Origin of the sequence: Saccharibacillus deserti (assembly GCF_013618475.1) — a bacterium.
Lineage (GTDB): Bacteria > Bacillota > Bacilli > Paenibacillales > Paenibacillaceae > Saccharibacillus > Saccharibacillus deserti.
Map to the genome: position 1 here is coordinate 871,043 of NZ_JABJVN010000002.1, position 21,025 is coordinate 892,067.

17 protein-coding genes are annotated in these 21,025 nt (G+C 54.5%); all 17 read left to right on the top strand.

Annotation, left to right across the window (positions count from 1 at the left end):
* Positions 1-152 precede the first annotated feature (152 nt).
* The 17 genes from HOP44_RS09995 (at position 153) to dapA (ending at position 20,772) form a co-directional block, all read left to right on the top strand.
* Positions 153-4,484: a PolC-type DNA polymerase III gene (locus HOP44_RS09995; protein WP_172252871.1), complete on the top strand. Its 4,332-nt coding sequence runs from the start codon at positions 153-155 to the stop codon at positions 4,482-4,484.
* A gap of 207 nt (positions 4,485-4,691) precedes the next feature.
* Entirely contained in the window at positions 4,692-5,153 is a 462-nt protein-coding gene (gene rimP / locus HOP44_RS10000; RefSeq protein WP_172194480.1) for a ribosome maturation factor RimP, read from the top strand.
* A 35-nt stretch (positions 5,154-5,188) separates the two neighbouring features.
* Positions 5,189-6,286 carry a transcription termination factor NusA gene (nusA, locus tag HOP44_RS10005; RefSeq protein ID WP_172252873.1) on the top strand — a complete coding sequence of 366 codons (1,098 nt, stop codon included), beginning with the start codon at positions 5,189-5,191 and terminating at the stop codon, positions 6,284-6,286.
* A gap of 33 nt (positions 6,287-6,319) precedes the next feature.
* A complete protein-coding gene (gene rnpM / locus HOP44_RS10010) occupies positions 6,320-6,631 on the top strand; it encodes an RNase P modulator RnpM (protein ID WP_172194482.1) in 312 nt (103 codons plus the stop codon).
* The gene (locus HOP44_RS10015) at positions 6,624-6,947 is read left to right on the top strand and encodes a L7Ae/L30e/S12e/Gadd45 family ribosomal protein (RefSeq protein ID WP_172194483.1); all 324 of its coding nucleotides are present in this window, start codon (positions 6,624-6,626) and stop codon (positions 6,945-6,947) included. Before rnpM ends, HOP44_RS10015 begins: the two co-directional genes overlap by 8 nt.
* Positions 6,940-9,489, top strand: coding sequence for a translation initiation factor IF-2 (gene infB, locus HOP44_RS10020; protein ID WP_172252875.1), 2,550 nt, complete (start codon positions 6,940-6,942; stop codon positions 9,487-9,489). Before HOP44_RS10015 ends, infB begins: the two co-directional genes overlap by 8 nt.
* Before the next feature lie 17 nt (positions 9,490-9,506).
* Positions 9,507-9,902, top strand: a complete 396-nt coding sequence (rbfA, locus tag HOP44_RS10025; RefSeq protein WP_172252877.1) for a 30S ribosome-binding factor RbfA — start codon at positions 9,507-9,509, stop codon at positions 9,900-9,902.
* Positions 9,889-10,866, top strand: coding sequence for a DHH family phosphoesterase (locus HOP44_RS10030; RefSeq protein WP_172252879.1), 978 nt, complete (start codon positions 9,889-9,891; stop codon positions 10,864-10,866). The genes rbfA and HOP44_RS10030 overlap by 14 nt, the downstream gene beginning before the upstream one ends.
* Positions 10,863-11,777, top strand: a complete 915-nt coding sequence (gene truB, locus HOP44_RS10035) for a tRNA pseudouridine(55) synthase TruB (RefSeq protein ID WP_172252881.1) — start codon at positions 10,863-10,865, stop codon at positions 11,775-11,777. Before HOP44_RS10030 ends, truB begins: the two co-directional genes overlap by 4 nt.
* A 72-nt stretch (positions 11,778-11,849) precedes the next feature.
* Complete coding sequence (locus tag HOP44_RS10040; protein WP_172252883.1) at positions 11,850-12,791, top strand: bifunctional riboflavin kinase/FAD synthetase; 942 nt, start codon at positions 11,850-11,852, stop codon at positions 12,789-12,791.
* Between the two features lie 165 nt (positions 12,792-12,956).
* The gene (gene rpsO, locus HOP44_RS10045; RefSeq protein WP_141449440.1) at positions 12,957-13,226 is read left to right on the top strand and encodes a 30S ribosomal protein S15; all 270 of its coding nucleotides are present in this window, start codon (positions 12,957-12,959) and stop codon (positions 13,224-13,226) included.
* A gap of 149 nt (positions 13,227-13,375) precedes the next feature.
* Positions 13,376-15,478, top strand: a complete 2,103-nt coding sequence (gene pnp, locus HOP44_RS10050) for a polyribonucleotide nucleotidyltransferase (protein WP_172252885.1) — start codon at positions 13,376-13,378, stop codon at positions 15,476-15,478.
* A 210-nt stretch (positions 15,479-15,688) separates the two neighbouring features.
* Positions 15,689-16,954, top strand: a complete 1,266-nt coding sequence (locus HOP44_RS10055; RefSeq protein WP_172252887.1) for a M16 family metallopeptidase — start codon at positions 15,689-15,691, stop codon at positions 16,952-16,954.
* Positions 16,926-17,378 carry a dUTP diphosphatase gene (gene dut, locus HOP44_RS10060; protein ID WP_425501850.1) on the top strand — a complete coding sequence of 151 codons (453 nt, stop codon included), beginning with the start codon at positions 16,926-16,928 and terminating at the stop codon, positions 17,376-17,378. The genes HOP44_RS10055 and dut overlap by 29 nt, the downstream gene beginning before the upstream one ends.
* Before the next feature lie 177 nt (positions 17,379-17,555).
* Positions 17,556-18,599 carry an aspartate-semialdehyde dehydrogenase gene (locus HOP44_RS10065; RefSeq protein ID WP_172252891.1) on the top strand — a complete coding sequence of 348 codons (1,044 nt, stop codon included), beginning with the start codon at positions 17,556-17,558 and terminating at the stop codon, positions 18,597-18,599.
* Positions 18,600-18,615: 16 nt separating this feature from the next.
* Complete coding sequence (gene dapG, locus HOP44_RS10070; RefSeq protein ID WP_172194493.1) at positions 18,616-19,836, top strand: aspartate kinase; 1,221 nt, start codon at positions 18,616-18,618, stop codon at positions 19,834-19,836.
* A gap of 51 nt (positions 19,837-19,887) precedes the next feature.
* Entirely contained in the window at positions 19,888-20,772 is an 885-nt protein-coding gene (gene dapA, locus HOP44_RS10075; RefSeq protein WP_172252893.1) for a 4-hydroxy-tetrahydrodipicolinate synthase, read from the top strand.
* Positions 20,773-21,025 lie beyond the last annotated feature (253 nt).

Genomic DNA, 21,025 nt, shown 5'->3' on the forward strand with positions numbered 1-21,025 from the left:
TTTCGGCGGATCGGGCAAAGACGCATCAGACCGGGCCGGTACGGCCGGACAACCGGATGAAGACGGGCTCGGAATAAAGCTTCCGGCGGCGGGCAAAGTTTGAAGCCCTCCGCGGAAGCTCTTCGTTTTTAAGAAACAAAGGGGGACAGACGATGAGTGAGACGGCGGAGCGCAGACAGCGGCTCGAACTGCTGATGAGGCAGGCCGAGATGCCGGCCAGCGCGGCGGACCCTTATTTTAACGACGGCTATATCGACCGGGTAGAAATCAGCCGCTCGAACCGGGATTGGAAAATCGTAATTGCCAAAGACACTCTGGTACCCGCGCAGATCTATCGGACATTTTGTCTGCAGATTCAAGAGCGGCTCAAACATATCGCCAAGATCCGGTTCTTGTTCCAATACACGGGCGAGGATCGGCAGAGCGAAATTGTGGACGAATATTGGAAGCTGTTCATCGAATGGGCCCAGCGGGAGATTCCTTCGGTTAACGGCTGGATGGCGAGATCCCGTGCCGTGACGCAGGGGACGGTCACGACGGTTTCTTTTTCCGATGCCACATCGCTTGAACTTGGCCGCAAACGGAACATTGACCGCGCACTGACCGATTTTTACGCCAAATATTTCGGACTCCAGCTTCAGGTCAAGTTGACCGTAGGCGAAGAAGAAGGCGCCGCCGCGGCTGCCAAAGCCGAATTCGACGAGATGCGCCGGCGCGACGAACTGGCTGCAATCGAAAAGATGATGGCCGAGATCGATGCCGAAGTCAGTGCCGGAGAAGGCAGCGAAGACGACGAGAATATCAAGCTCCAGGTCGGATACGATATTCGCGACGAAGCGATTCCGCTGCAGAATCTTCAGGACGAAGAGAAGAAAGTGACCATCCAAGGCCTGATCTTTGGATTGGAGAGCAAGGAACTCCGCAACGGCAGCACTTTGTTCACCTACTATCTGACCGACTACAGCGATTCGCTGCAGATGAAGATGTTTGCCAAGAACAAAGAGGACCTCAAAGTAATGAGCCTGCTGGCCAACGGGAAATGGGTCAAAGCGCGCGGACGCGTAGAGCTGGACCGTTTCATGCAGATTCCGGAACTTGTCATGATCCCTTCGGATCTGATGGAAATCAAGACGCCGCCGATCCGAATGGACAAAGCGGACGAAAAACGGGTCGAATTCCATCTGCACACGAAGATGAGTACGATGGATGCCGTTTGTTCGATCGAAGAATATGTCAAGCGCGCGGCAAAATGGGGCCATAAAGCGATTGCGGTCACCGACCACGGCGGCGTGCAGTGTTACCCGGATGCGGCCAAGGCGGCTAAGAAAAACGGGATCAAAATGATCTACGGCGTCGAAGCCAATGTCGTGAACGATGCGGTGGCGGTTGTCTTGAATCCCCGCGAAGAAGAACTGAAGTCGGCAGAGTATGTCGTATTCGATATAGAAACCACCGGCCTGTCGATCACGCAGAACAAGATCATCGAAATTGCGGCGGTCAAAATGAAAGGCGGACAGGAGACGGGACGGTATTCCACTTTTGTCGATCCGCACGAGCGGATTCCTTACCATATCCAGCAGCTGACCAATATTACCGACGATATGGTGCGGGGCGCGCCCGAAATCGACAGCGTAATCCGCGAGTTCGTGGAGTTTGCCGGCGACGGCGTACTCGTTGCGCACAACGCGCGCTTCGATATGGGCTTTATCCAGGCAACGCTCAAAGGCTTCGGTCTGCCGGAGCTTCATAACCCGGTACTCGATACGCTGGAAATGGCACGTCTGCTGCACCCGTCGATGAAAAACCACCGTTTGAATACACTGGCAACCAAATATAAAGTGGCTCTTGAAAGCCATCACCGCGCTATTGACGATACGATTGCGCTCGGCGGCATTTTGAACGGACTGATCGACGAAGCCGTCAAAGAACGCAATTTGAAAAACCTGAGCCGGCTGAACGATTTTGTCGGCAAAGATTTATCCAACTCGCGCCCGTTCCACTGCGGGATCTACGCGTTGAACAATGTAGGCAAAAAAAATCTGTACAAGCTCATTTCCATGTCCCATACCGAGCATTTCAAACGGGTCCCCTGCATACCGAAGTCGAAGCTTGAGAAAATGCGCGAAGGCCTGCTGATCTTGTCGGGCTGCGAAAAAGGCGAGTTTTTCGAAGCGGTACTCAACAAAACGGTCGAAGAAGCGGAAGAGATCGCGCAGTTCTACGATATTTTGGAGATCCAGCCGCTGACCATGTACATGCATTTGGTGGACAAAGGACTTGTCGGAAGTGCCGAAGAACTGAAGATTGCGGTTGAAAAAGTGTGCAAGATCGGCAGCAAGCTGAACAAGCCGGTCGTGGCGACAGGCAATGCGCATTATCTCGATCCCCGGGATAAGCTGTACCGCGATATTACCATTCACGGCATCACGGGCTTCAGCCCGCTCAAAGACCAGAACAAACCCGACGCGCACCTGCGGACAACCGAAGAAATGCTGGAGGAATTCAAGTTCCTGGGCGCGGAGAAAGCGAAAGAAGTCGTGGTCACCAATACGTCCGAGCTGGCCGACCGGTTCGAAGAGCTCAAACTGTTCCCTTCCGAACTGTATACGCCCGTCATCGAAGGGGCCGATCAGGAAATTCGCGATACGTGCTATTCGACGGCCAGGGCCATGTACGGAGACGAACTGCCTGAAGTCATTGTCGCGCGGCTCGAAAAAGAGCTGGGCCCGATCATCAAGTTCGGTTTCTCCGCCAACTATCTAATCTCCGAGCGGCTTGTGAAAAAGTCGAACCAGGACGGTTATCTGGTTGGTTCGCGGGGTTCGGTCGGCTCGTCCGTCGTCGCAATGTTCCTCGGAATTTCCGAGGTCAATCCGCTGCCGCCGCACTACATCTGCCGCAATTCCGAATGCAAGCACAGCGAGTGGTTTTTGGACGGCAGCGTAAGAAGCGGATTCGATATGCCCAACAAGACCTGCCCGGACTGCGGTTCGACCATGCTGGGCGAAGGACACGATATTCCGTTCGAGACGTTCCTGGGCTTCAAAGGCGACAAGGTTCCCGATATCGACTTGAACTTTTCGGGTGAGTACCAGCCGCAGGCGCATAACTTTACCAAAGTCATGTTCGGTCCGGATAACGTATTCCGTGCAGGAACGATCGGTACGGTTGCGGAGAAGACCGCGTTCGGTTTTGCCAAAAAGTATGAAGAAGAGCACCAGAAACGCTGGCGTTCGGCGGAACTGAACCGGCTCGCCGCCGGCTGTACAGGAGTCAAACGAAGTACCGGCCAGCACCCGGGCGGTATCGTCGTTCTGCCGGATTACATGGAGATCGAAGACATTACGCCGGTTCAATTCCCGGCCGACGATGTAAATGCGGAATGGAAAACGACCCATTTCGATTATCACGCTTTTGACGAAAACCTGCTGAAGCTCGATATTCTCGGTCACGATGATCCGACTATGATGCGGATGCTGCAGGATCTCACCGGCGTCGATCCGACGAGCATTCCGATGAACGATCCCAAGGTCATGAGCATGTTCAATTCGACGGAAGCGCTTGGCGTCACGCCCGAGCAGATCCGCACGCCGGTCGCAACGTACGGGGTGCCGGAAATGGGAACGAAGTTCGTACGGCAGATGCTGATCGAAGCCAAGCCGTCGAGCTTCGCGGATTTGCTGCAGATCTCGGGACTGTCTCACGGAACGGGCGTATGGCTCGGCAACGCCGACCAGCTCATCAAGAACGGGACCTGCAACATCAAGACCGTTATCGGCTGCCGGGACGATATCATGCTGTTCCTGATCTACAAAGCGGGCATGGATGCGGGGCTTGCCTTCAAGATCACGGAGAGCGTACGTAAAGGCAAAGGGTTGTCCCAAGAATGGATCGACGAAATGAAGCGCTGCAAAGTGCCGAACTGGTACATCGATTCCTGTCTCAAAATCCAGTATATGTTCCCGAAAGCGCACGCGGCCGCCTATGTTATCTCGGCTGTTCGTACGGCCTATTTCAAGCTGTACCATCCGATCGAATATTACGCGACTTATTTCTCCGTCCGCGCCGCGGACTTCGATATCGAACTGTTCTGCCAGGGATACGAAGCGATCGGCCGCAAAATCGTCGAGATCGAGCAGAAAGGCTTCCAGGCGCTGCCGAAAGAAAAAGCGATGCTGCCGATTCTGGAAATGGCGCTCGAAATGACGGCCCGCGGTTTCACGTTCAAGACGATCGACCTGTACCACTCGGATGCCAACAAGTTTACCGTCGACGGAACGAGCCTCTTGTTCCCGTTCTCGGCGCTTGCGGGTCTCGGCGAAAATGCGGCCAAGAGCGTTGCGGCTGCGCGCGACCACGGCGAATTCCTGTCGATCGAAGACTTCCAGCAAAAATCGAAAGCTTCGAAAACGATCATCGAACTGCTCAACCAATTGGGCTGTTTCCGGGGACTTCCCGAGAGCAACCAGCTGTCGCTGTTCTGAAAAAGAGCGCAGCGGCGGCGTTTGTAAAGCCTCCGTACTTGTCACCATCAAGGGTTTATGGTATAATACGAGTAGGATTTTGGAGTTAGACACAGCGGGAGATAGATCTTTGTGTAGAGAGTGGGGCAACCCACTCTTTACTTTTGGGCTGATATCTTCTGCGCCGCCCTTGCGGACGGAACCTGACAACGCTTGGAGGGTGAATGCTTGAGCACACCGAAGATTAAAACAACCGTAGAAGAAATGATCGAACCGTATTTGATCGAACAAGGATTCGAATTGGTGGATGTGGAGTATGTCAAAGAAGGCGGAAGCTATTTCCTTCGGATCTACGTCGACAAAGAAGGCGGCATCGACATCGACGACTGCGGACTGATCAGCGAGTACATGAGCCAGAAACTGGACGAGAACGACCCGATCGACGAGGCGTACTTCCTGGAAGTATCGTCGCCTGGCGCCGAACGGCCGCTGAAAAAAGCGGAAGACGTGCTGAAATCGGTCGGCAAGGACGTTTTCGTAACGACTTACGAAGCGATCGGCGGATCCAAGGAATTCGAAGGCAAGCTGCTTTCGTTTGAGAACGGAGAACTTGTGATCGCCATCGGGAAGAAGCAGGCGACCGTGCCTTACGACAAGGTCGCCAGTGCCAGACTGGCTATTATTTTCTAAATATAGATAGTCCTGAAAGGGGGAGCGTTGGGGAAATGAGTACGGATTTCATAGAGGCTTTGAACGAGCTTGAGCGCGAGAAGGGAATCAGCAAGGAAATTCTTTTTGAAGCGATCGAAGCGGCGTTGATCTCCAGTTACAAGCGCAATTTCAATACGGCTCAGAATGTGCGTGTGGATATGAATCGCAATACTGGGGTAATCAAAGTATATGCGCGCAAATTGGTTGCAGAGGAAATTCTCGACGACAGAACCGAAATCTCGCTCGAAGGCGCACGGGAAATCAACCCGCACCTGCAGATCGACGATATCGCGGAAATCGAGGTTACGCCTCGCGATTTCGGCCGTATCGCCGCTCAAACGGCGAAACAGGTCGTGACGCAGCGTATACGGGAAGCCGAACGCGGTCTGATCTACAATGCGTTCGTCGACAAGACCGAAGATATCGTGACCGGTACGGTGCAGCGCATGGATGCCCGTAATCTCTACGTCGATCTCGGCAAGATCGAAGCGGCACTGCCGCTGACCGAATTGATGCCGGGAGAGAAGTTCGCGCATAACGAACGGATCAAAGGGTATATTACCAAAGTGGAGAACACCACCAAGGGACCACAAATCATTTTGTCGCGGACTCATCCGGGATTGTTGAAGCGTTTGTTCGAACTCGAAGTGCCCGAGATTTTCGACGGAGTCGTCGAAATCAAGTCGGTCGCCCGCGAAGCGGGATTCCGCTCCAAGATTGCGGTTTACTCACGCAATCCCGAAGTGGATCCGGTCGGCTCGTGCGTGGGTCCCAAGGGTGTCCGCGTACAGACGATCGTAAACGAGCTGCGCGGAGAGAAGATCGATATCGTCAACTATTCCGAGAGCGTGGAAGACTATGTGGCCAATGCCCTTAGTCCGTCCAAGGTTATCGAAGTCGAAGTGTTCGAAGCCGAGAAAATGGCCCGCGTGATCGTGCCGGACTATCAGTTGTCGCTTGCCATCGGAATCAAAGGCCAAAATGCACGCCTTGCGGCGAAGCTGACGGGCTGGAAAATCGATATCAAGAGTGAAACGCAGGCGGAGGAAGAGTTCGGCAGAGCGCGCACGTACGACAGCGAAGTTTCGCAGGACTCCGCGTCCTTCGACTGATAGCCGGATTCGGCGAAAGCGGGGGATTCAAACATGAAAACAAAAAAAGTGCCGCTGCGCAAATGCGTAGCGAGCCAGGAAATGCTGCCCAAAAAAGAACTGATCCGGGTCGTCCGTACACCGGAAGGCCGGATCGAAATCGATTTGACGGGCAAAAAATCCGGTAGAGGCGCTTATCTGCGTGCGGATGCGGACTGCTTCAAGCTTGCTCAGAAGAACAAGTCGCTCGACCGTGCGCTGAAACAGCAGGTTCCGGCCGAAATTTACGAAGAGCTCGCCCGGGATTTTATCCGGGTCGAACAACAATTCCGGGAGTTACAGGAGAAAGAAGCAGACGATGAATAATGAGCTTTCGGGACTGGGGCTGGCCATGCGCGCCGGAAAGATGGTTACCGGAGACGAATTGGTCCTTAGAGCCATCCGGTCGCGCGAAGCCAAGTTGATCGTTTTGGCCGGCGACGCCTCGTCCAACACCCAAAAGAAGTTTCGAGACAAGTGCGGAACGTATGGCGTTCCCCTGCTGATCGGTTTCGACCGAGAACGTCTCGGTGCAAGCATCGGCAAGCCGGAAAGACTCGTGTTTGCACTAACGGACCAGGGGTTCGCCGACATGATCCGCAGGAAACTGGGGACAACGTCGGAGGTGGAGTATATTGAGTAAACCAGAGAACAAAGTTCGGGTCTATGAATACGCCAAGTCGCTCGACATGAGCAGCAAAGAAATTATTACCATTTTGAAAAGACTCGAAATGCCGGTGAACAATCACATGAGTGTGATGGAACCGGAGGCGATCGGCAAAGTGGAACAATTTTTTCAAAAGATCAAGTCGAACGCCTCTAAACCGGCATCTCCAAGCAGTAAGCCGCAATCGAACGGTGATAGTCAAATAAAAAATTCACAAGAAAAGCAGGTAGGTATGAATAATAAACCTCAAACCCCAAACAGTAGTCAGTCGCAAAGTCAAGGCGGTAGCCGTCCTCAAGGCACCCGCAGTTCTTCACCCGTAAGCGGAGGACAAAGTCGTCCTCAGAGCGGCGGAACAAGCCGTCCGGCTTCCGGCGGTCAAGGCCAACGTCCGAGCGGCGGCCCAAGCAGTCAAGGCAGCCGCAGCGGCGGTCAAGGCACATCGCGTCCGGCCGGTACGGGAACAGGTCCTAGCACCGGTTCGCAAAACCGTCCTGCAGGCGCTTCTTCGCAAGGACGCAGCACCACTTCTTCGACCAGCAGCTACAGCGGCAATCGCAGCAGCGGCGGTGGTCAAGGCGGCCAAGGAGGCAACCGCAGCAGCGGCGGCCCGGGCGGACAGCGCAGCGGCGGTCAAGGCGGACGTCCAGGCGGACAGCGCCGTTCCGACGACAGCCGCGGCGGATTCCGCGGCGGTCAAGGCGGACGTGGAGGCAAAGGCGGACGCGGGGGCAATCGCAACCAGCCGCCAAGAGAAAAGATCGACAATACGCCGAAGAAAATCATTGTACGCGGTACAATGACCGTTGGCGAAACAGCCAAACTTCTGCATAAGGACGCTTCGGAAGTCATCAAGAAGCTGATCATGCTCGGAGTCATGGCAACGATCAACCAAGAACTCGATCTGGAAACGATCCAACTGCTCGCAGGCGATTTCGGCGTTGAAGTCGAGATCAAGATTCCGGTCGAAGACGATCGTTTCGAAACGCTTGAAGAAACCGACGAAGAGACGGATCTGCAAGAACGTCCTCCGGTCGTTACGATCATGGGTCACGTCGACCACGGTAAAACGACTCTGCTGGATGCGATCCGTTCGACGAACGTAACAGGCGGCGAAGCCGGCGGTATCACTCAACATATCGGCGCTTATCAAGTCGAAATTAACAGCAAAAAAATCACTTTCCTCGATACACCGGGTCACGAAGCTTTCACAGCGATGCGTGCCCGCGGTGCCCAGGTTACCGATATGACGATTATCGTTGTAGCAGCCGACGACGGCGTTATGCCTCAGACGGTCGAAGCGGTCAACCATGCGAAAGCGGCCAATCTGCCGATTATCGTAGCGGTCAACAAAATCGACAAGCCGGGTTCCGATCCGGACCGTGTCAAGCAGGAACTGACCGAATACGGTCTGGTGCCGGAAGAGTGGGGCGGCGACACGATCTTCGTCAACGTATCCGCGAAACAAAGAATGGGTCTTGAAGGCCTGCTCGAAATGATTCTGCTCGTGGCGGAAGTCAACGATTACAAAGCGAATCCGGACAAACGCGCCCGCGGTACGGTTATCGAGGCCGAGCTGGACAAAGGCCGCGGACCGGTTGCTCGTATCCTCGTTCAGCACGGTACGCTTAAAGTGGGCGACGCTTTCGTAGCGGGCAACTGCTTCGGCCGCGTACGGGCGATGGTGAACGACAAAGGACGCCGTCTGAAGGAAGCCGGCCCTTCGACTCCGGTCGAAATTACGGGCCTGACGGAAGTGCCGCAGGCGGGCGATCCGTTTATGGTCTTCGAAGACGAGCGCAAAGCGCGCAGCATCGCCGACAAGCGTTCGATTACGCAGCGCGAATCGGATATGGGCGCCAACACCCGCGTTACGCTTGACGATCTGTTCAAGCATATCAAGGACGGCGAGATCAAAGACCTTAACGTCATCATCAAAGGCGACGTGCAGGGTTCGGTCGAAGCTCTCAAGGGATCGCTTGCGAAGATCGAAGTCGAAGGCGTTCGCGTCAAGATTATCCACAGCGGCGCCGGTGCCATCAACGAATCGGATATTATCCTTGCGGCGGCTTCCAATGCCATCGTGATCGGTTTCAACGTTCGTCCGGACAACCAGGCAGCGCTGACGGCCGAGCAGGAGAAAGTCGACATTCGTCTGCACCGCGTCATCTACAACGTAATCGAAGAAATCGAACAAGCCATGAAAGGCATGCTCGATCCGATCTTCAAAGAAACGGTCATCGGCCAAGCCGAAGTCCGCAGCACGTTCAAGGTTACCAAAGTCGGCGTAATCGCGGGCTCCATGGTTATCCAGGGCAAAATTGCACGCAATGCGGAAGCTCGTCTGATCCGCGGCGGCATCGTGATCTACGAAGGCAAAATCGACTCCCTGAAGCGTTATAAAGACGATGCCAAAGAAGTGGCCCAAGGCTACGAGTGCGGGATTACGCTCGATTACAACGATATCAAAGAAGGCGACATCATCGAGGCATATGTGATGGAGGCCGTCGAGCGCTAAAAGGTGGGTGAAAACAAATGGCTAAGATCAGAGTAGGCCGTGTTGCGGAAGAAATCAAAAAGGAACTCAGCCAGCTTATCCAAAGCGAATTGAAAGATCCACGGATCGGATTTGTGACCGTCACCGATGTAGAGGTGACGGGCGATCTGTCCGAAGCAAACGTGTATCTGAGCATTCTGGGCGATGAAGAAGCGAAGCAGCAATCTTTGGCGGGAATCGCCAAAGCGACAGGTTTCCTTCGCAGCGAAATCGGAAAAAGAATCCGGCTGCGCCATACGCCAAGCTTGCTGTTCCATCTGGACGAGTCGATTGCCTACGGCAACAAGATCGAGACTCTTCTGGGACAAATCAAGACGAACGAACCGGGAAAAGCCAGTCCGGACAATAAAGGAGACGGCGATGCGGACGTATGAGCAGGAATTGATCGATGCGCGACGATTTATCGAAGAGCACGATGATTTCCTGGTCGTGGCGCACGTACAGCCCGACGGAGATGCAGTCAGTTCCACCCTTGCGGTGGGCTGGCTTCTCTCGCGTTTAGGCAAAACCTTCACGTTGATCAATGAAGGCCCTATTCCCCAACGCATGATGTACATGAACGGAGCGGACCGAATTCTCAATATGAGTGTGACGGAGCGTACCCGGACATACGGCAATGTGATCTGTGTGGACTGTGCGGACTTCAAACGGGTAGGTTTGGTCTCGGATTGGATGGAAGACGGAGCGAATATGCTCAATATCGATCATCATCCGACCAACGACGAATACGGAACCCAGACTCTGATCAAGGCTGATGCGGCTGCGACGGCAGAGATCTTGTACGATCTGCTGGTTTCGTTCGAATTGGAATGGGACCGGGATCTTGCGGAAATGCTTTATACCGGCATTCTTACCGACACGGGCGGGTTTCGCTATTCCAGCACTTCGCCCAAAGTCATGCGGATCGCTTCGCATCTTCTGGAACTCGGAGTCAACGGACCCGATTTGGCGGATTCGCTGTTGGAACAGTTGACCAAACCGCAGTTCGATGTATTGACGCAGGCTCTTGGTACACTGAAGATGTCGAATGACGGAAAAGTGGCCTGGGTGCATGTGACACCGGAACATATGATGCAAACCGGAGCCTCCAATGAAGATCTGGAAGGCATCGTAAACTATCCGCGCAATATTCAGGGCGTTGAAGTGGGCGTTCTGTTCAAAGTGATCCATGCCGATGCGGTCAAAGCCAGTATGCGTTCGGCAGGCAAAGTAGACGTTGCTGCCATCGCCGCCGAGTTTGGCGGAGGCGGCCACGTCCGCGCGGCCGGCTGCCGCCTAGAAGGTTCGCTCGAGGAAGTGACCCAACGGGTAATTGCCAGAATCGGACAATCGCTATGAACGATTTCGACGGTGTACTTCCGGTGCGCAAGCCGGCGGGAATGACTTCCCACGATGTCGTCTCCAAGTGCCGCAGACTGCTTCAGATGAAAAGAATCGGCCATACGGGGACGCTGGATCCTTCGGTGACCGGTGTGCTTCCGCTTTGTCTGGGCCGCGCTACGCGGATGGTGGAGTATTTGCAGGAGATGCCCAAAGAATACCGGGCAGTCCTCAAATTCGGAATTGCGACCGATACCGAGGATCTGACAGGCACGGTGATCGAAGAGATGCCGAAGACCGGCATTACCGAAATGCAGGTCCGAGAAGCGATCAACGATTTTATCGGTCCGATCATGCAGACCCCTCCGATGTACTCGGCGGTCAAAGTCGACGGTAAACGGCTGTACGAGTTGGCCCGGGAAGGCAAGACGGTTGAACGCAAAGCGCGCGAAGTCGTGATTCATGAGCTGGAAGTAACCGGTTTTGCCGCAGGCGACCAGCCCGAAGTTTCACTTCGCGTATTGTGTTCCAAAGGCACCTATATCCGTACGCTTTGCGTCGATCTCGGCGCCAAGCTGGGTGTGCCTTCGACAATGGCCAGATTGGAGCGTACGCAGTCTGCCGGTCTTTCCCTTGACCGCTGCCTGACTTTTGAAGAAATCGCGGAGCGGGTAGAAGCGGGCACGCTTCAGGAAATGCTGATTCGCGCCGATAAAGCGGCTTTGCATATGCCGGAGCATACCGTGGACGAACGTAAGATGATCAATGCGCTTCAAGGACAGAAACTTCCGGCTTGGGCAGTTCTGCCTTCGGCGGAAGGGCTTGATCGTGAATTCCGGCTGTATACGCCGGACGACCGCTTTATCGGGATTTACAGATGGGACGAAGAAGCCGGCAAAGTCGTTCCGGTCAAAGTCTTTCTTCCCTGAGCGCGCAGCGCTCGGGCGAAGAGGAACGATGATCCGGAACGGCGATCGGCGGAAAATGCAGGTGATCGAAAAGTGAAGACGGTAACGCTAACTTATCCTTTAACCGGGGGGGAAGAGTTTATCCCCGTCGGACGGCAGGTTATGGCGATCGGACAGTTTGACGGCCTTCATCTGGGACATGTCAGCGTCATCCGGCGTGCATTGGAATTGGGGCGCAGCCTCGGGCTTCCGGTCGCGGTGCTGACGTTCCACCCCCATCCGAAAGACGTCATGGGCAAAGGCGACTACGAAGGCTACCTGACTCCGCTGCCGGACAAAGAGCGGATTCTGGAGCAGCTGGGTGTCGATTATCTGTATGTGGGCGAGTTTACGCCGGAATTCTCCAAAGTAACTCCGTCCGATTTTGTCAATCGGGTACTCATGCCTCTTGAGGTAGAAACGGCAGTCGTCGGATTCGATTTCCGTTTCGGTTTTCAAGGTGCGGGCACTTCGGAGAAAATCGCTCCGCTCAGCGGCGGAAAGATTTCGGTCGAGACCGTCGCTCCTTTTCTGCTGGAGGGCGAGAAGGTCGGCAGTTCGGGTATTCGCGCCGCGCTCAAAGCAGGCGATGCCAAGAAAGCCGCTCATTGGCTGGGCCGTCCTTACCGGGTTCGAGGTACGGTCGTAGGCGGCGACAAACGCGGTCGAACGATCGGCTTTCCGACAGCCAACGTCGATCCTTCCGGTCACTATGTCGTTCCGGCCAAAGGCGTATATGCCGTGCGTCTGGGCTTGGGAAGCGAAGTGCTGGATGGGGTGATGAACGTGGGAGTCAAACCTACGTTTACGGACGGCCATATCAAACCTACGTTCGAAACGCATCTGTTCGATTTCGACCGCAGTATCTATGGAGAAGAAGTATGGATCGATCTGGTACGTTTTATCCGTTCCGAACGCAAGTTTTCGGGCATTGAAGAACTGGTGTCCCAAATTGCAAAAGACGCGGAGGAAGCACGGAACATTTTAAAAGGTTAATTTATTCCGATAAACCAACGGTTTACTTTTCAATAGAGTTTTGATATACTAAACTACGTTGCTTGCGCACGCGTAAGCTGCTTAACCATGGCTTGGTTTCTGGCTTTCACCGGCCGTTACGAGGCTATCGGGGATACTTTTAATGAAACTAGGAGGTGAATTAGGATGGCATTGACACAAGAACGCAAGAATCAACTGATCGAGGAGCACAGAACTCACGAATCCGATACCGGATCTCCTGAAGTTCAAGTTGCTGTCCTGACGGCCAACATTTTGAGCCTGACGGATCACCTGCGTACGCACAAGAAAGATCACCACTCGCGTCGCGGTCTTCTGAAAATGGTCGGACGGCGTCGTAGACTGCTGGCTTACCTGAAGAATAACGATGTTAGACGTTACAGCGCACTGATCGAAAAGCTCGGCCTGCGTCGCTAAAACTAAAAAGTCTTGCACAAGCAGCCTGGTTGTGAACCGTATGGTCTTTTTTGGAGCCGACGGCAGCAGCCGGGTTGTTTTTGTAATGAAGATTTTTCAATATTCTTATATACTTAGCATAGATTATAGATGTCCTGAGGAGGAATTTGATGGAACAGCAAGTAGAAATGCAGCTTGGGGGACGTACACTTACGCTCAAAACAGGCCGCTTGGCCAAACAAGCCAATGCCGCGGTTATGGTACATTACGGAGAAACGGTCGTACTGTGTACCGTTACCGCTTCCACGCAGCCGAAAGACCTCGACTTTTTCCCGCTGACCGTAAACTACGAAGAAAGAATGTATGCGGTAGGCAAAATTCCCGGAGGATTCATCAAGCGTGAAGGCCGCCCAAGCGAAAAAGCGATTTTGTCTTCCCGCCTGACGGACCGTCCGATTCGCCCGCTGTTCCCTGAAGGTTTCCGCAATGATGTTCAGATTCAAAATATCGTCATGAGCGTGGACCAGGACAACGAACCGCAAATCGCGGCCATGATCGGCACATCCGCAGCATTGAGCATTTCCGACGTGCCGTTTGACGGACCGATCGGCGGCGTAGCCGTTGGACGCGTGGACGGTCAATTTGTCGTGAATCCGACGCTTGCCCAGCAGGAAGTCAGCGATCTTTACCTCGTGGTTGCCGGCACCAAAGACGCCATCATGATGGTTGAAGCCGAAGGAAACGAAGTTCCGGAAGAAATCATGCTGGAAGCGATCATGTTCGGACACGATGCCGTCAAGGACATCGTTGCCGCAATCGAACAGCTCGTCGAAAAAGCCGGCAAACCGAAAATGGCCGTCAAGCTGCATGCCGTAGACGCCGAAGTCAACACGGCCGTTCGCGCCTTTGCAGGCGAGCGACTGAAAGACGCAGTCCGGATTGCAGAGAAGCATGCCCGTCAGGATGCCATCGACGCGGTCAACGACGAGACGGTAGCGCATTTTGTGGAAGAGTACCTCGAAACGCCGGACAAGATGGACGACGTCAAAGAGATTTTGCACGATATCGTCAAAGAAGAAGTGCGCCGTCTGATTACGCATGACAAAGTCCGTCCCGACGGACGCGGCCTGGCCGAAATTCGTCCGATCAGTTCCGATGTGGCTCTGCTGCCGCGCGTTCACGGTTCCGGTCTCTTTACCCGCGGCCAAACGCAGGCACTCAGCATCTGTACGCTTGGCGTACTGGGCGATGCCCAAATGCTTGACGGCGTTGCACCGGAAGAAACCAAACGCTTTATGCACCATTACAACTTCCCTCCGTTCAGCGTAGGCGAAGCTCGTCCGCTGAGAGCGCCGGGCCGCCGCGAAATCGGACACGGAGCACTCGGAGAGCGCGCGCTGATGAAGGTTCTGCCTTCGGAGACCGAATTCCCGTACACGATCCGTCTCGTTTCGGAAGTACTGGAGTCGAACGGTTCCACTTCGCAGGCCAGTATCTGTGCCAGCACGCTGGCCATGATGGATGCGGGCGTACCGCTTAAAGCGCCGGTTGCGGGCGTAGCGATGGGTTTGATCAAAGACGGCGAACATATCTCGATCCTGTCCGATATTCAGGGGATGGAAGATCACCTCGGCGATATGGACTTCAAGGTTGCAGGAACGAAAGACGGCGTAACGGCGATCCAGATGGATATCAAAATCGACGGCATCAGCCGCGAAATTTTGGCCGAAGCTTTGTCGCAGGCCCGTGAAGGCCGTATGCACATCCTTGAACAGATGCTGCAGGCGATCCAGGAACCAAGAACGAAAATGTCGAAATACGCACCGAAGATCACGATCATCAACATCAAGCCGGAGAAGATTCGCGATGTGATCGGGGCGGGCGGCAAGATCATCAACAAGATCATCGAAGAAACCGGCGTCAAGATCGATATCGAGCAGGACGGCCGGGTGTTTATTGCTTCCAACGACGAAGACATGATCACCAAAGCTTCCGAGATCATTCAGGGGATCGTACGCGAAGTGGTCGTCGGCGAAGTTTATGAAGGTACCGTTAGACGGATCGAGAAATTCGGCGCGTTTGTCGAGCTTCTGCCCGGCAAAGACGGACTGGTACACATTTCGCAGCTTGCTGCGGAGCGCGTAGCCAAAGTCGAAGACGTTGTAGCGATCGGAGACAAGCTTCAGGTCAAAGTCACGGAAATCGACGGACAGGGCCGTGTGAATCTGTCGCACAAAATCCTGCTGAGCGAAAGCGCGCCGGCAAAATCGTAAAACGACTTCTCCCATAAAGGCAGGAAAAAGAGACAGAATTCGCTTCTGGCTCTTTTTTTTGCATACGTCTCCGGCGGACACGGCCATATGGGGCGGAAGAGCAAACGTTCGGACTCGGTTGAGTGCAGGACGAAAATTTGCTAGGATAGAATTTGCACGTTTATTTGAACCGGTACCTATCGGCAGAGCGCACGGGAGGGGAATAAAGCTTTGGAAAAATATACATTAAGCAGTGGTCTTCGGGTAGTCGCTGAGCATATTCCGGGTTCGCGCTCCGTTTCTTTCGGCATCTGGGTCAAAAACGGATCGCGCAACGAGACGGAAGCCGATAACGGTATTTCGCATTTTATCGAGCACATGCTGTTCAAAGGCACGGACCGTTATGATGCGAGAGCGATTGCGGAGCAGTTCGACGCGATCGGAGGCAACGTGAACGCATTTACATCGAAAGAATATACGAGCTATTATGCAAAAGTGTTGGATGAACACCTGCCGATCGCGATGGACATCCTGTCCGACATGTTCTTCAATTCGAAATTCGATCCGGAAGAACTGGCACGGGAGAAAAATGTGATTTTTGAAGAAATCTCGATGTATTTGGACGATCCCGACGATCTCGTACACGATTTGATCGTCGAAGCGGCTTACGAAGGCCATCCGTTGGCGATGCCGATTCTCGGAACGCAGGAACATCTGGCTTCCATGTCTTCCGAAGATCTGCAGCGGTTCCTTCGCGAACGTTATACGGTAGACAATACGATTGTGGCTATAGCCGGCAATCTCGGAGAAGATGTGCGCGGCATGCTCGAACAGCATTTCGGTTCGTTCGATCGCCGCGGGACCGAATCTCCGATTACGGTTCCGTCCTTCGGAGGCGGACTTGTCTACCGGAAAAAGAAAACCGAACAAAATCATATCTGCCTCGCTTTTCAAGGATTCGGTTATGACGATCCGAGGCAGTATGCCATGGCGCTGCTGAACAATTCGATCGGCGGAGGCATGAGTTCCAAGCTGTTCCAGGAAATCCGGGAAAAAAGAGGTCTGGCTTATTCCGTGTATTCGTATCACAGCGCGCATATCGACAGCGGCTATTTTACGATTTATGCGGGTACGGCGCCCAAGCAGACCGCCGATGTGCTGAAGCTGACCGGTGAAGTGTTGAACGACGTCCGGGCCAACGGATTGAGCGAGTCCGAAATCCACAAAGGCAAGCAGCAGCTCAAAGGCAGTCTGATCATGGGGCTCGAAGGCAGCGGAAGCCGGATGAACCGACTGGGCAAAAACGAGCTGATGCTCGGGCGCCATGAGACGCTCGACGAGACGATTGCCAAGATCGAAGCCGTAACCGAAGCCGATGTCCGGCTTGCACTCGATCATTTATTTGCCAAACCTTTCGCCGTGTCGATGGTCGGGAATTCGGACCGGGCGATCAACGCATTGAGGAGAGATGAACTTGTCCCATCTGATACAAATTAAACGGTTAGCGGGTCATGAAGACCTGGCCATACCGCGTAAAATGACCGAACTTGCCGCAGGTTACGATCTGCAGGCCGCCGTACTCGAGCCGATGGTGCTTGAACCGATGCAGCGTGCACTTGTGCCGACAGGCCTCGCGATCGCCATGCCCGGCGGGCTGGAAGCGCAGATTCGTCCGCGCAGCGGACTGGCCTTCAAACACGGTATTACGTGTCTGAATACGCCGGGAACGATCGACGCGGATTACCGGGGCGAGATCAAGGTGCTTCTGATCAATCTCGGCCCAGAGCCGTTTACGATCGCGCGCGGGGAACGGATTGCGCAGATGGTATTCCAGGAAGTGCCGGAGACGGAACTTGCCGAAGTCGAAGAACTGTCCGAGACCGTTCGCGGCAGCGGAGGCTTCGGCCACACCGGCAGATAATGCGCTTTTTGCGGAAAGCCGCGGCCTCTTCGCTTCGAAGAAAGCCGCGGGCTTTTTTTGTTTCGGAACGCTGACATCGGATGTATTCGTCTTGCATTTTGCCTGGATACAAACTATGATATTCACAATGCGAACCTTGATGTTTAGCGATTTTGCCCTATAAAAGGAGAGACCCAGATGTCGAATGAAACGTTTAACGTAGCCGTAGTCGGCGCAACCGGCGCGGTCGGCGAACAAATCCTCAGACTGCTTGAAGAACGCAATTTCCCCGTCAAAACCTTGAAACTGCTGTCGTCCGCGAGAAGCGCCGGAAGCAAGCTTTCGTTCAAGGGACAAGACGTTACGGTCGAAGAAGCCAAGCCGGAAAGCTTTGAAGGCGTGCAGATCGCGCTCTTCAGTGCGGGCGGAGACGTCAGCAAGGCGCTCGTGCCTGAAGCGATCAAACGCGGTACGGTATGCATCGACAATACAAGCGCGTTCCGTATGGATCCGACCGCTCCGCTGGTTGTTCCGGAAGTGAACGAGGAGAAGATTTTCGAGCATAACGGCGTAATCGCCAATCCGAACTGCTCGACGATCCAGATGGTTGCCGCACTCAAACCGCTGCAGGATCGCTACGGCCTTAAACGGATCATCGTTTCGACGTATCAGGCGGTGTCGGGCTCGGGTGCCAAAGCGATTGCCGAACTGAATCGTCAGACCCGCGCCATCGTGAACGGCGAACCGGTCAATCCCGATGTGCTGCCTGTCGCTTCGCTGCCGGTGAAGCATCAGATTGCTTTTAATGCGGTGCCTCAGATTGACAAGTTTACGGACAACGGATTCACTTATGAAGAAATGAAAATGATCAATGAAACCAAAAAAATCATGGGCGACGAGTCGCTTCAAGTAACCGCAACCTGTGTGCGTATTCCGGTTGTCTACGGACATTCGGAATCGGTATATGTCGAATTGGGTTCGGAATACGACCTGCGGGAAGTTCGCGAACTGCTGGAAAATGCCCCGGGCATTACCGTGATCGACGATCCGGCCAATCAGGCTTATCCACTGGCTACCGAAGCCGCCGGCAAAAACGATGTATTCGTGGGCCGTCTGCGCCGCGATCTCGATTCGCCGACAGGTCTGAACCTGTGGATCGTCTCCGACAATTTGCTCAAAGGCGCGGCGTGGAACGCCGTGCAAATCGCGGAAATTATTGCGGCTCGTTCGCAGCAGGCATAAACGAAAGGAAGAGACCATGGCTATTCGGGTTCAAAAATTCGGCGGAACGTCGCTGTCTTCGGAAGAAGCAAGAGTGCACGTCGTCCGTCATATTCAGCGCGAGCTGGCTGCCGGTTATCAGTTGGTCGTCGTCGTTTCCGCAATGGGGCGCAGCGGCGATCCCTACGCGACCGACACGCTTCTGGGCTGGGCGGCGGGAACAAGCGGCAAATCGCTTCCCGCCAAAGAGAAAGATTTGCTGATGGGCTGCGGAGAAATCATTTCCGCGGCTACCCTCTGCGGCATTTTGCATCAGGAAGGAATCGACGCAACCGTTCTGACGGGTGCGCAGGCCGGATTTATGACGGACAGTCATTTCGGCAACGCGCGGATTCTGGAGATGCGCCCGGAACGAGTACTGCGCGAGCTTCAGGACCACAGTGTCGTGATCGTCACCGGTTTCCAGGGACAAAACGAATACGGAGACCTCACCACCCTCGGCAGAGGCGGCAGCGATACGTCGGCGACGGCGCTTGGCGCTGCACTGCATGCGGAGATCGTGGATATCTATACGGATGTGAACGGTATTCTGACCGCCGATCCGCGTTTGGTGGAAGACGCCAAACCTCTGGAAGTGGTCAGCTATACGGAAATTTGCAATATGGCGTATCAGGGTGCGAAAGTCATTCATCCGCGCGCCGTGGAAATTGCCATGCAGGCGCAAATTCCGGTTCGAGTGCGTTCGACATTTTCCGAAGAAGAAGGCACTCTCGTTACGCATCCGGAAAACTTTGCGGACGTATCGGCGGGTGTAATCGACCGCTTCGTGACCGGTATTGCCTATGTGAGCAGCGTGACGCAGATTACGGTCGAGCAGCCGGACCCAAGCGGACAGCTGTCTCTGAACGTATTCAAGGCGATGGCGGAGAATGCGATCAGCGTCGACTTTATCAATGTAACGCCGGTCGGTGCCGTTTATACGGTATTCGACTCCGAAGCGGAACGTGCACTGGCTGCCCTGCGGGCTATCGGTTATGAACCGCGCGCTTTGGGAGGCTGCGCCAAAGTATCCGTCATCGGCGGAGGCATTAACGGAGTTCCGGGAATTATGTCGCATATCGTCGAAGCGCTGACGCTGCAGAACGTGCAGATCCTTCAATCGGCCGACTCGAATACGACAATTTGGGTTCTGGTCAAAAAAGACGATATGGTCAAAGCGCTTAAAGCGCTGCATGCCCGCTTCGAGCTGCACCGTTAACCCGGGCCCGGACCGCGCCTATCAAAGAGCACGAAGAAGGAGAGAATGAAAATGGATTTCGGACGATTGATAACCGCCATGGTCACTCCTTTTGACGAGCAGGGAGAAGTGGCTTGGACAGAGGTTCCCGCTCTGATCGATATGCTGATCGAGCGGCAGCGGACACAGTCGATCGTCGTGTTCGGCACGACGGGCGAATCGCCGACATTGAGCGACGAAGAAAAAATAAAGCTGCTGGATCTTGCGGTGCGCCATGCGGCGGGACGCTGCAGAATCATCGCGGGGACAGGCAGCAACGACACGAAACACAGCATCGAACTGACACGGGAAGCGGAGAAAGCCGGAGCCGACGGAGTCCTTCTCGTCGTTCCTTATTACAACCGACCGAACCAGAACGGCTTGTACGCGCATTTTGCGGCTGTTGCCGAGGCGACCAAACTTCCGGTTATGCTGTACAACGTACCGAGCCGGACGGCGTCGAACCTGGAAGCGGAAACCACGCTTCGTTTGGCACAGCTGCCGAACGTGGTGGCTGTCAAGGAATGCGGTCCGACCGAGCAGGTTGCTTATATCGCGGCGAATGCGCCCGAAGGATTCCGCGTCTACTCCGGCGACGATACGGCTTCGCTGTCGGCTCTGTCCGTCGGGGCCTACGGGATCGTCAGCGTAGCCAGCCATGTGGTAGGGGCCCGGATGAGCGAGATGCTTGCGGCGCATGCCGGGGGAGAAGCGGATCAAGCGGCGGTGGTGTACCATTCGCTGCTGCCCGTATTCAAAGGACTTTTCGCCTGTCCGCATCCGGTGCCGAATCCGGTAGCCGTTAAATACGCTCTTCAACTGAGAGGCTTCGGGGTCGGCGGGGTAAGACTTCCGCTGGTCGAAGCGGCGGAAGACGAGAAGCGTTACATCGAACGGTTTATGGCCGAATTCGACTGAATGTGAATAAAACCATACAAAAAAGCGTTGTTTCTTTTGAAGAAACAGCGCTTTTTTGTATGCCCAAAAGGCTTGGGAATCAACGATTGAACGGCTCGGCCCGCAGGGTGTAAAGGGAATGAGAGGGCTTTCGACTTGTATTTTGGGTTTTCATTCATGTATAATGGATGCAAGTGACTGGGTGCGGGTTATAGAAAAACAACACGAACCATATTTGACGGAGGTTCGTGCATCGGCTTGATCGATCGGCATC

What these genes read in the sequence shown, in the direction of transcription:
- rnpM (WP_172194482.1), top strand. Translation starts at nt 6,320, where the DNA reads ATGAAAACAAAAAAAGTGCCGCTGCGCAAATGCGTAGCGAGCCAGGAA.
- dut (WP_425501850.1), top strand. Translation starts at nt 16,926, where the DNA reads ATGAACTTGTCCCATCTGATACAAATTAAACGGTTAGCGGGTCATGAA.
- dapA (WP_172252893.1), top strand. Translation starts at nt 19,888, where the DNA reads ATGGATTTCGGACGATTGATAACCGCCATGGTCACTCCTTTTGACGAG.
- truB (WP_172252881.1), top strand. Translation starts at nt 10,863, where the DNA reads ATGAACGATTTCGACGGTGTACTTCCGGTGCGCAAGCCGGCGGGAATG.
- HOP44_RS10065 (WP_172252891.1), top strand. Translation starts at nt 17,556, where the DNA reads ATGTCGAATGAAACGTTTAACGTAGCCGTAGTCGGCGCAACCGGCGCG.
- nusA (WP_172252873.1), top strand. Translation starts at nt 5,189, where the DNA reads ATGAGTACGGATTTCATAGAGGCTTTGAACGAGCTTGAGCGCGAGAAG.
- dapG (WP_172194493.1), top strand. Translation starts at nt 18,616, where the DNA reads ATGGCTATTCGGGTTCAAAAATTCGGCGGAACGTCGCTGTCTTCGGAA.
- rbfA (WP_172252877.1), top strand. Translation starts at nt 9,507, where the DNA reads ATGGCTAAGATCAGAGTAGGCCGTGTTGCGGAAGAAATCAAAAAGGAA.
- rpsO (WP_141449440.1), top strand. Translation starts at nt 12,957, where the DNA reads ATGGCATTGACACAAGAACGCAAGAATCAACTGATCGAGGAGCACAGA.
- HOP44_RS10015 (WP_172194483.1), top strand. Translation starts at nt 6,624, where the DNA reads ATGAATAATGAGCTTTCGGGACTGGGGCTGGCCATGCGCGCCGGAAAG.
- pnp (WP_172252885.1), top strand. Translation starts at nt 13,376, where the DNA reads ATGGAACAGCAAGTAGAAATGCAGCTTGGGGGACGTACACTTACGCTC.
- HOP44_RS09995 (WP_172252871.1), top strand. Translation starts at nt 153, where the DNA reads ATGAGTGAGACGGCGGAGCGCAGACAGCGGCTCGAACTGCTGATGAGG.
- HOP44_RS10030 (WP_172252879.1), top strand. Translation starts at nt 9,889, where the DNA reads ATGCGGACGTATGAGCAGGAATTGATCGATGCGCGACGATTTATCGAA.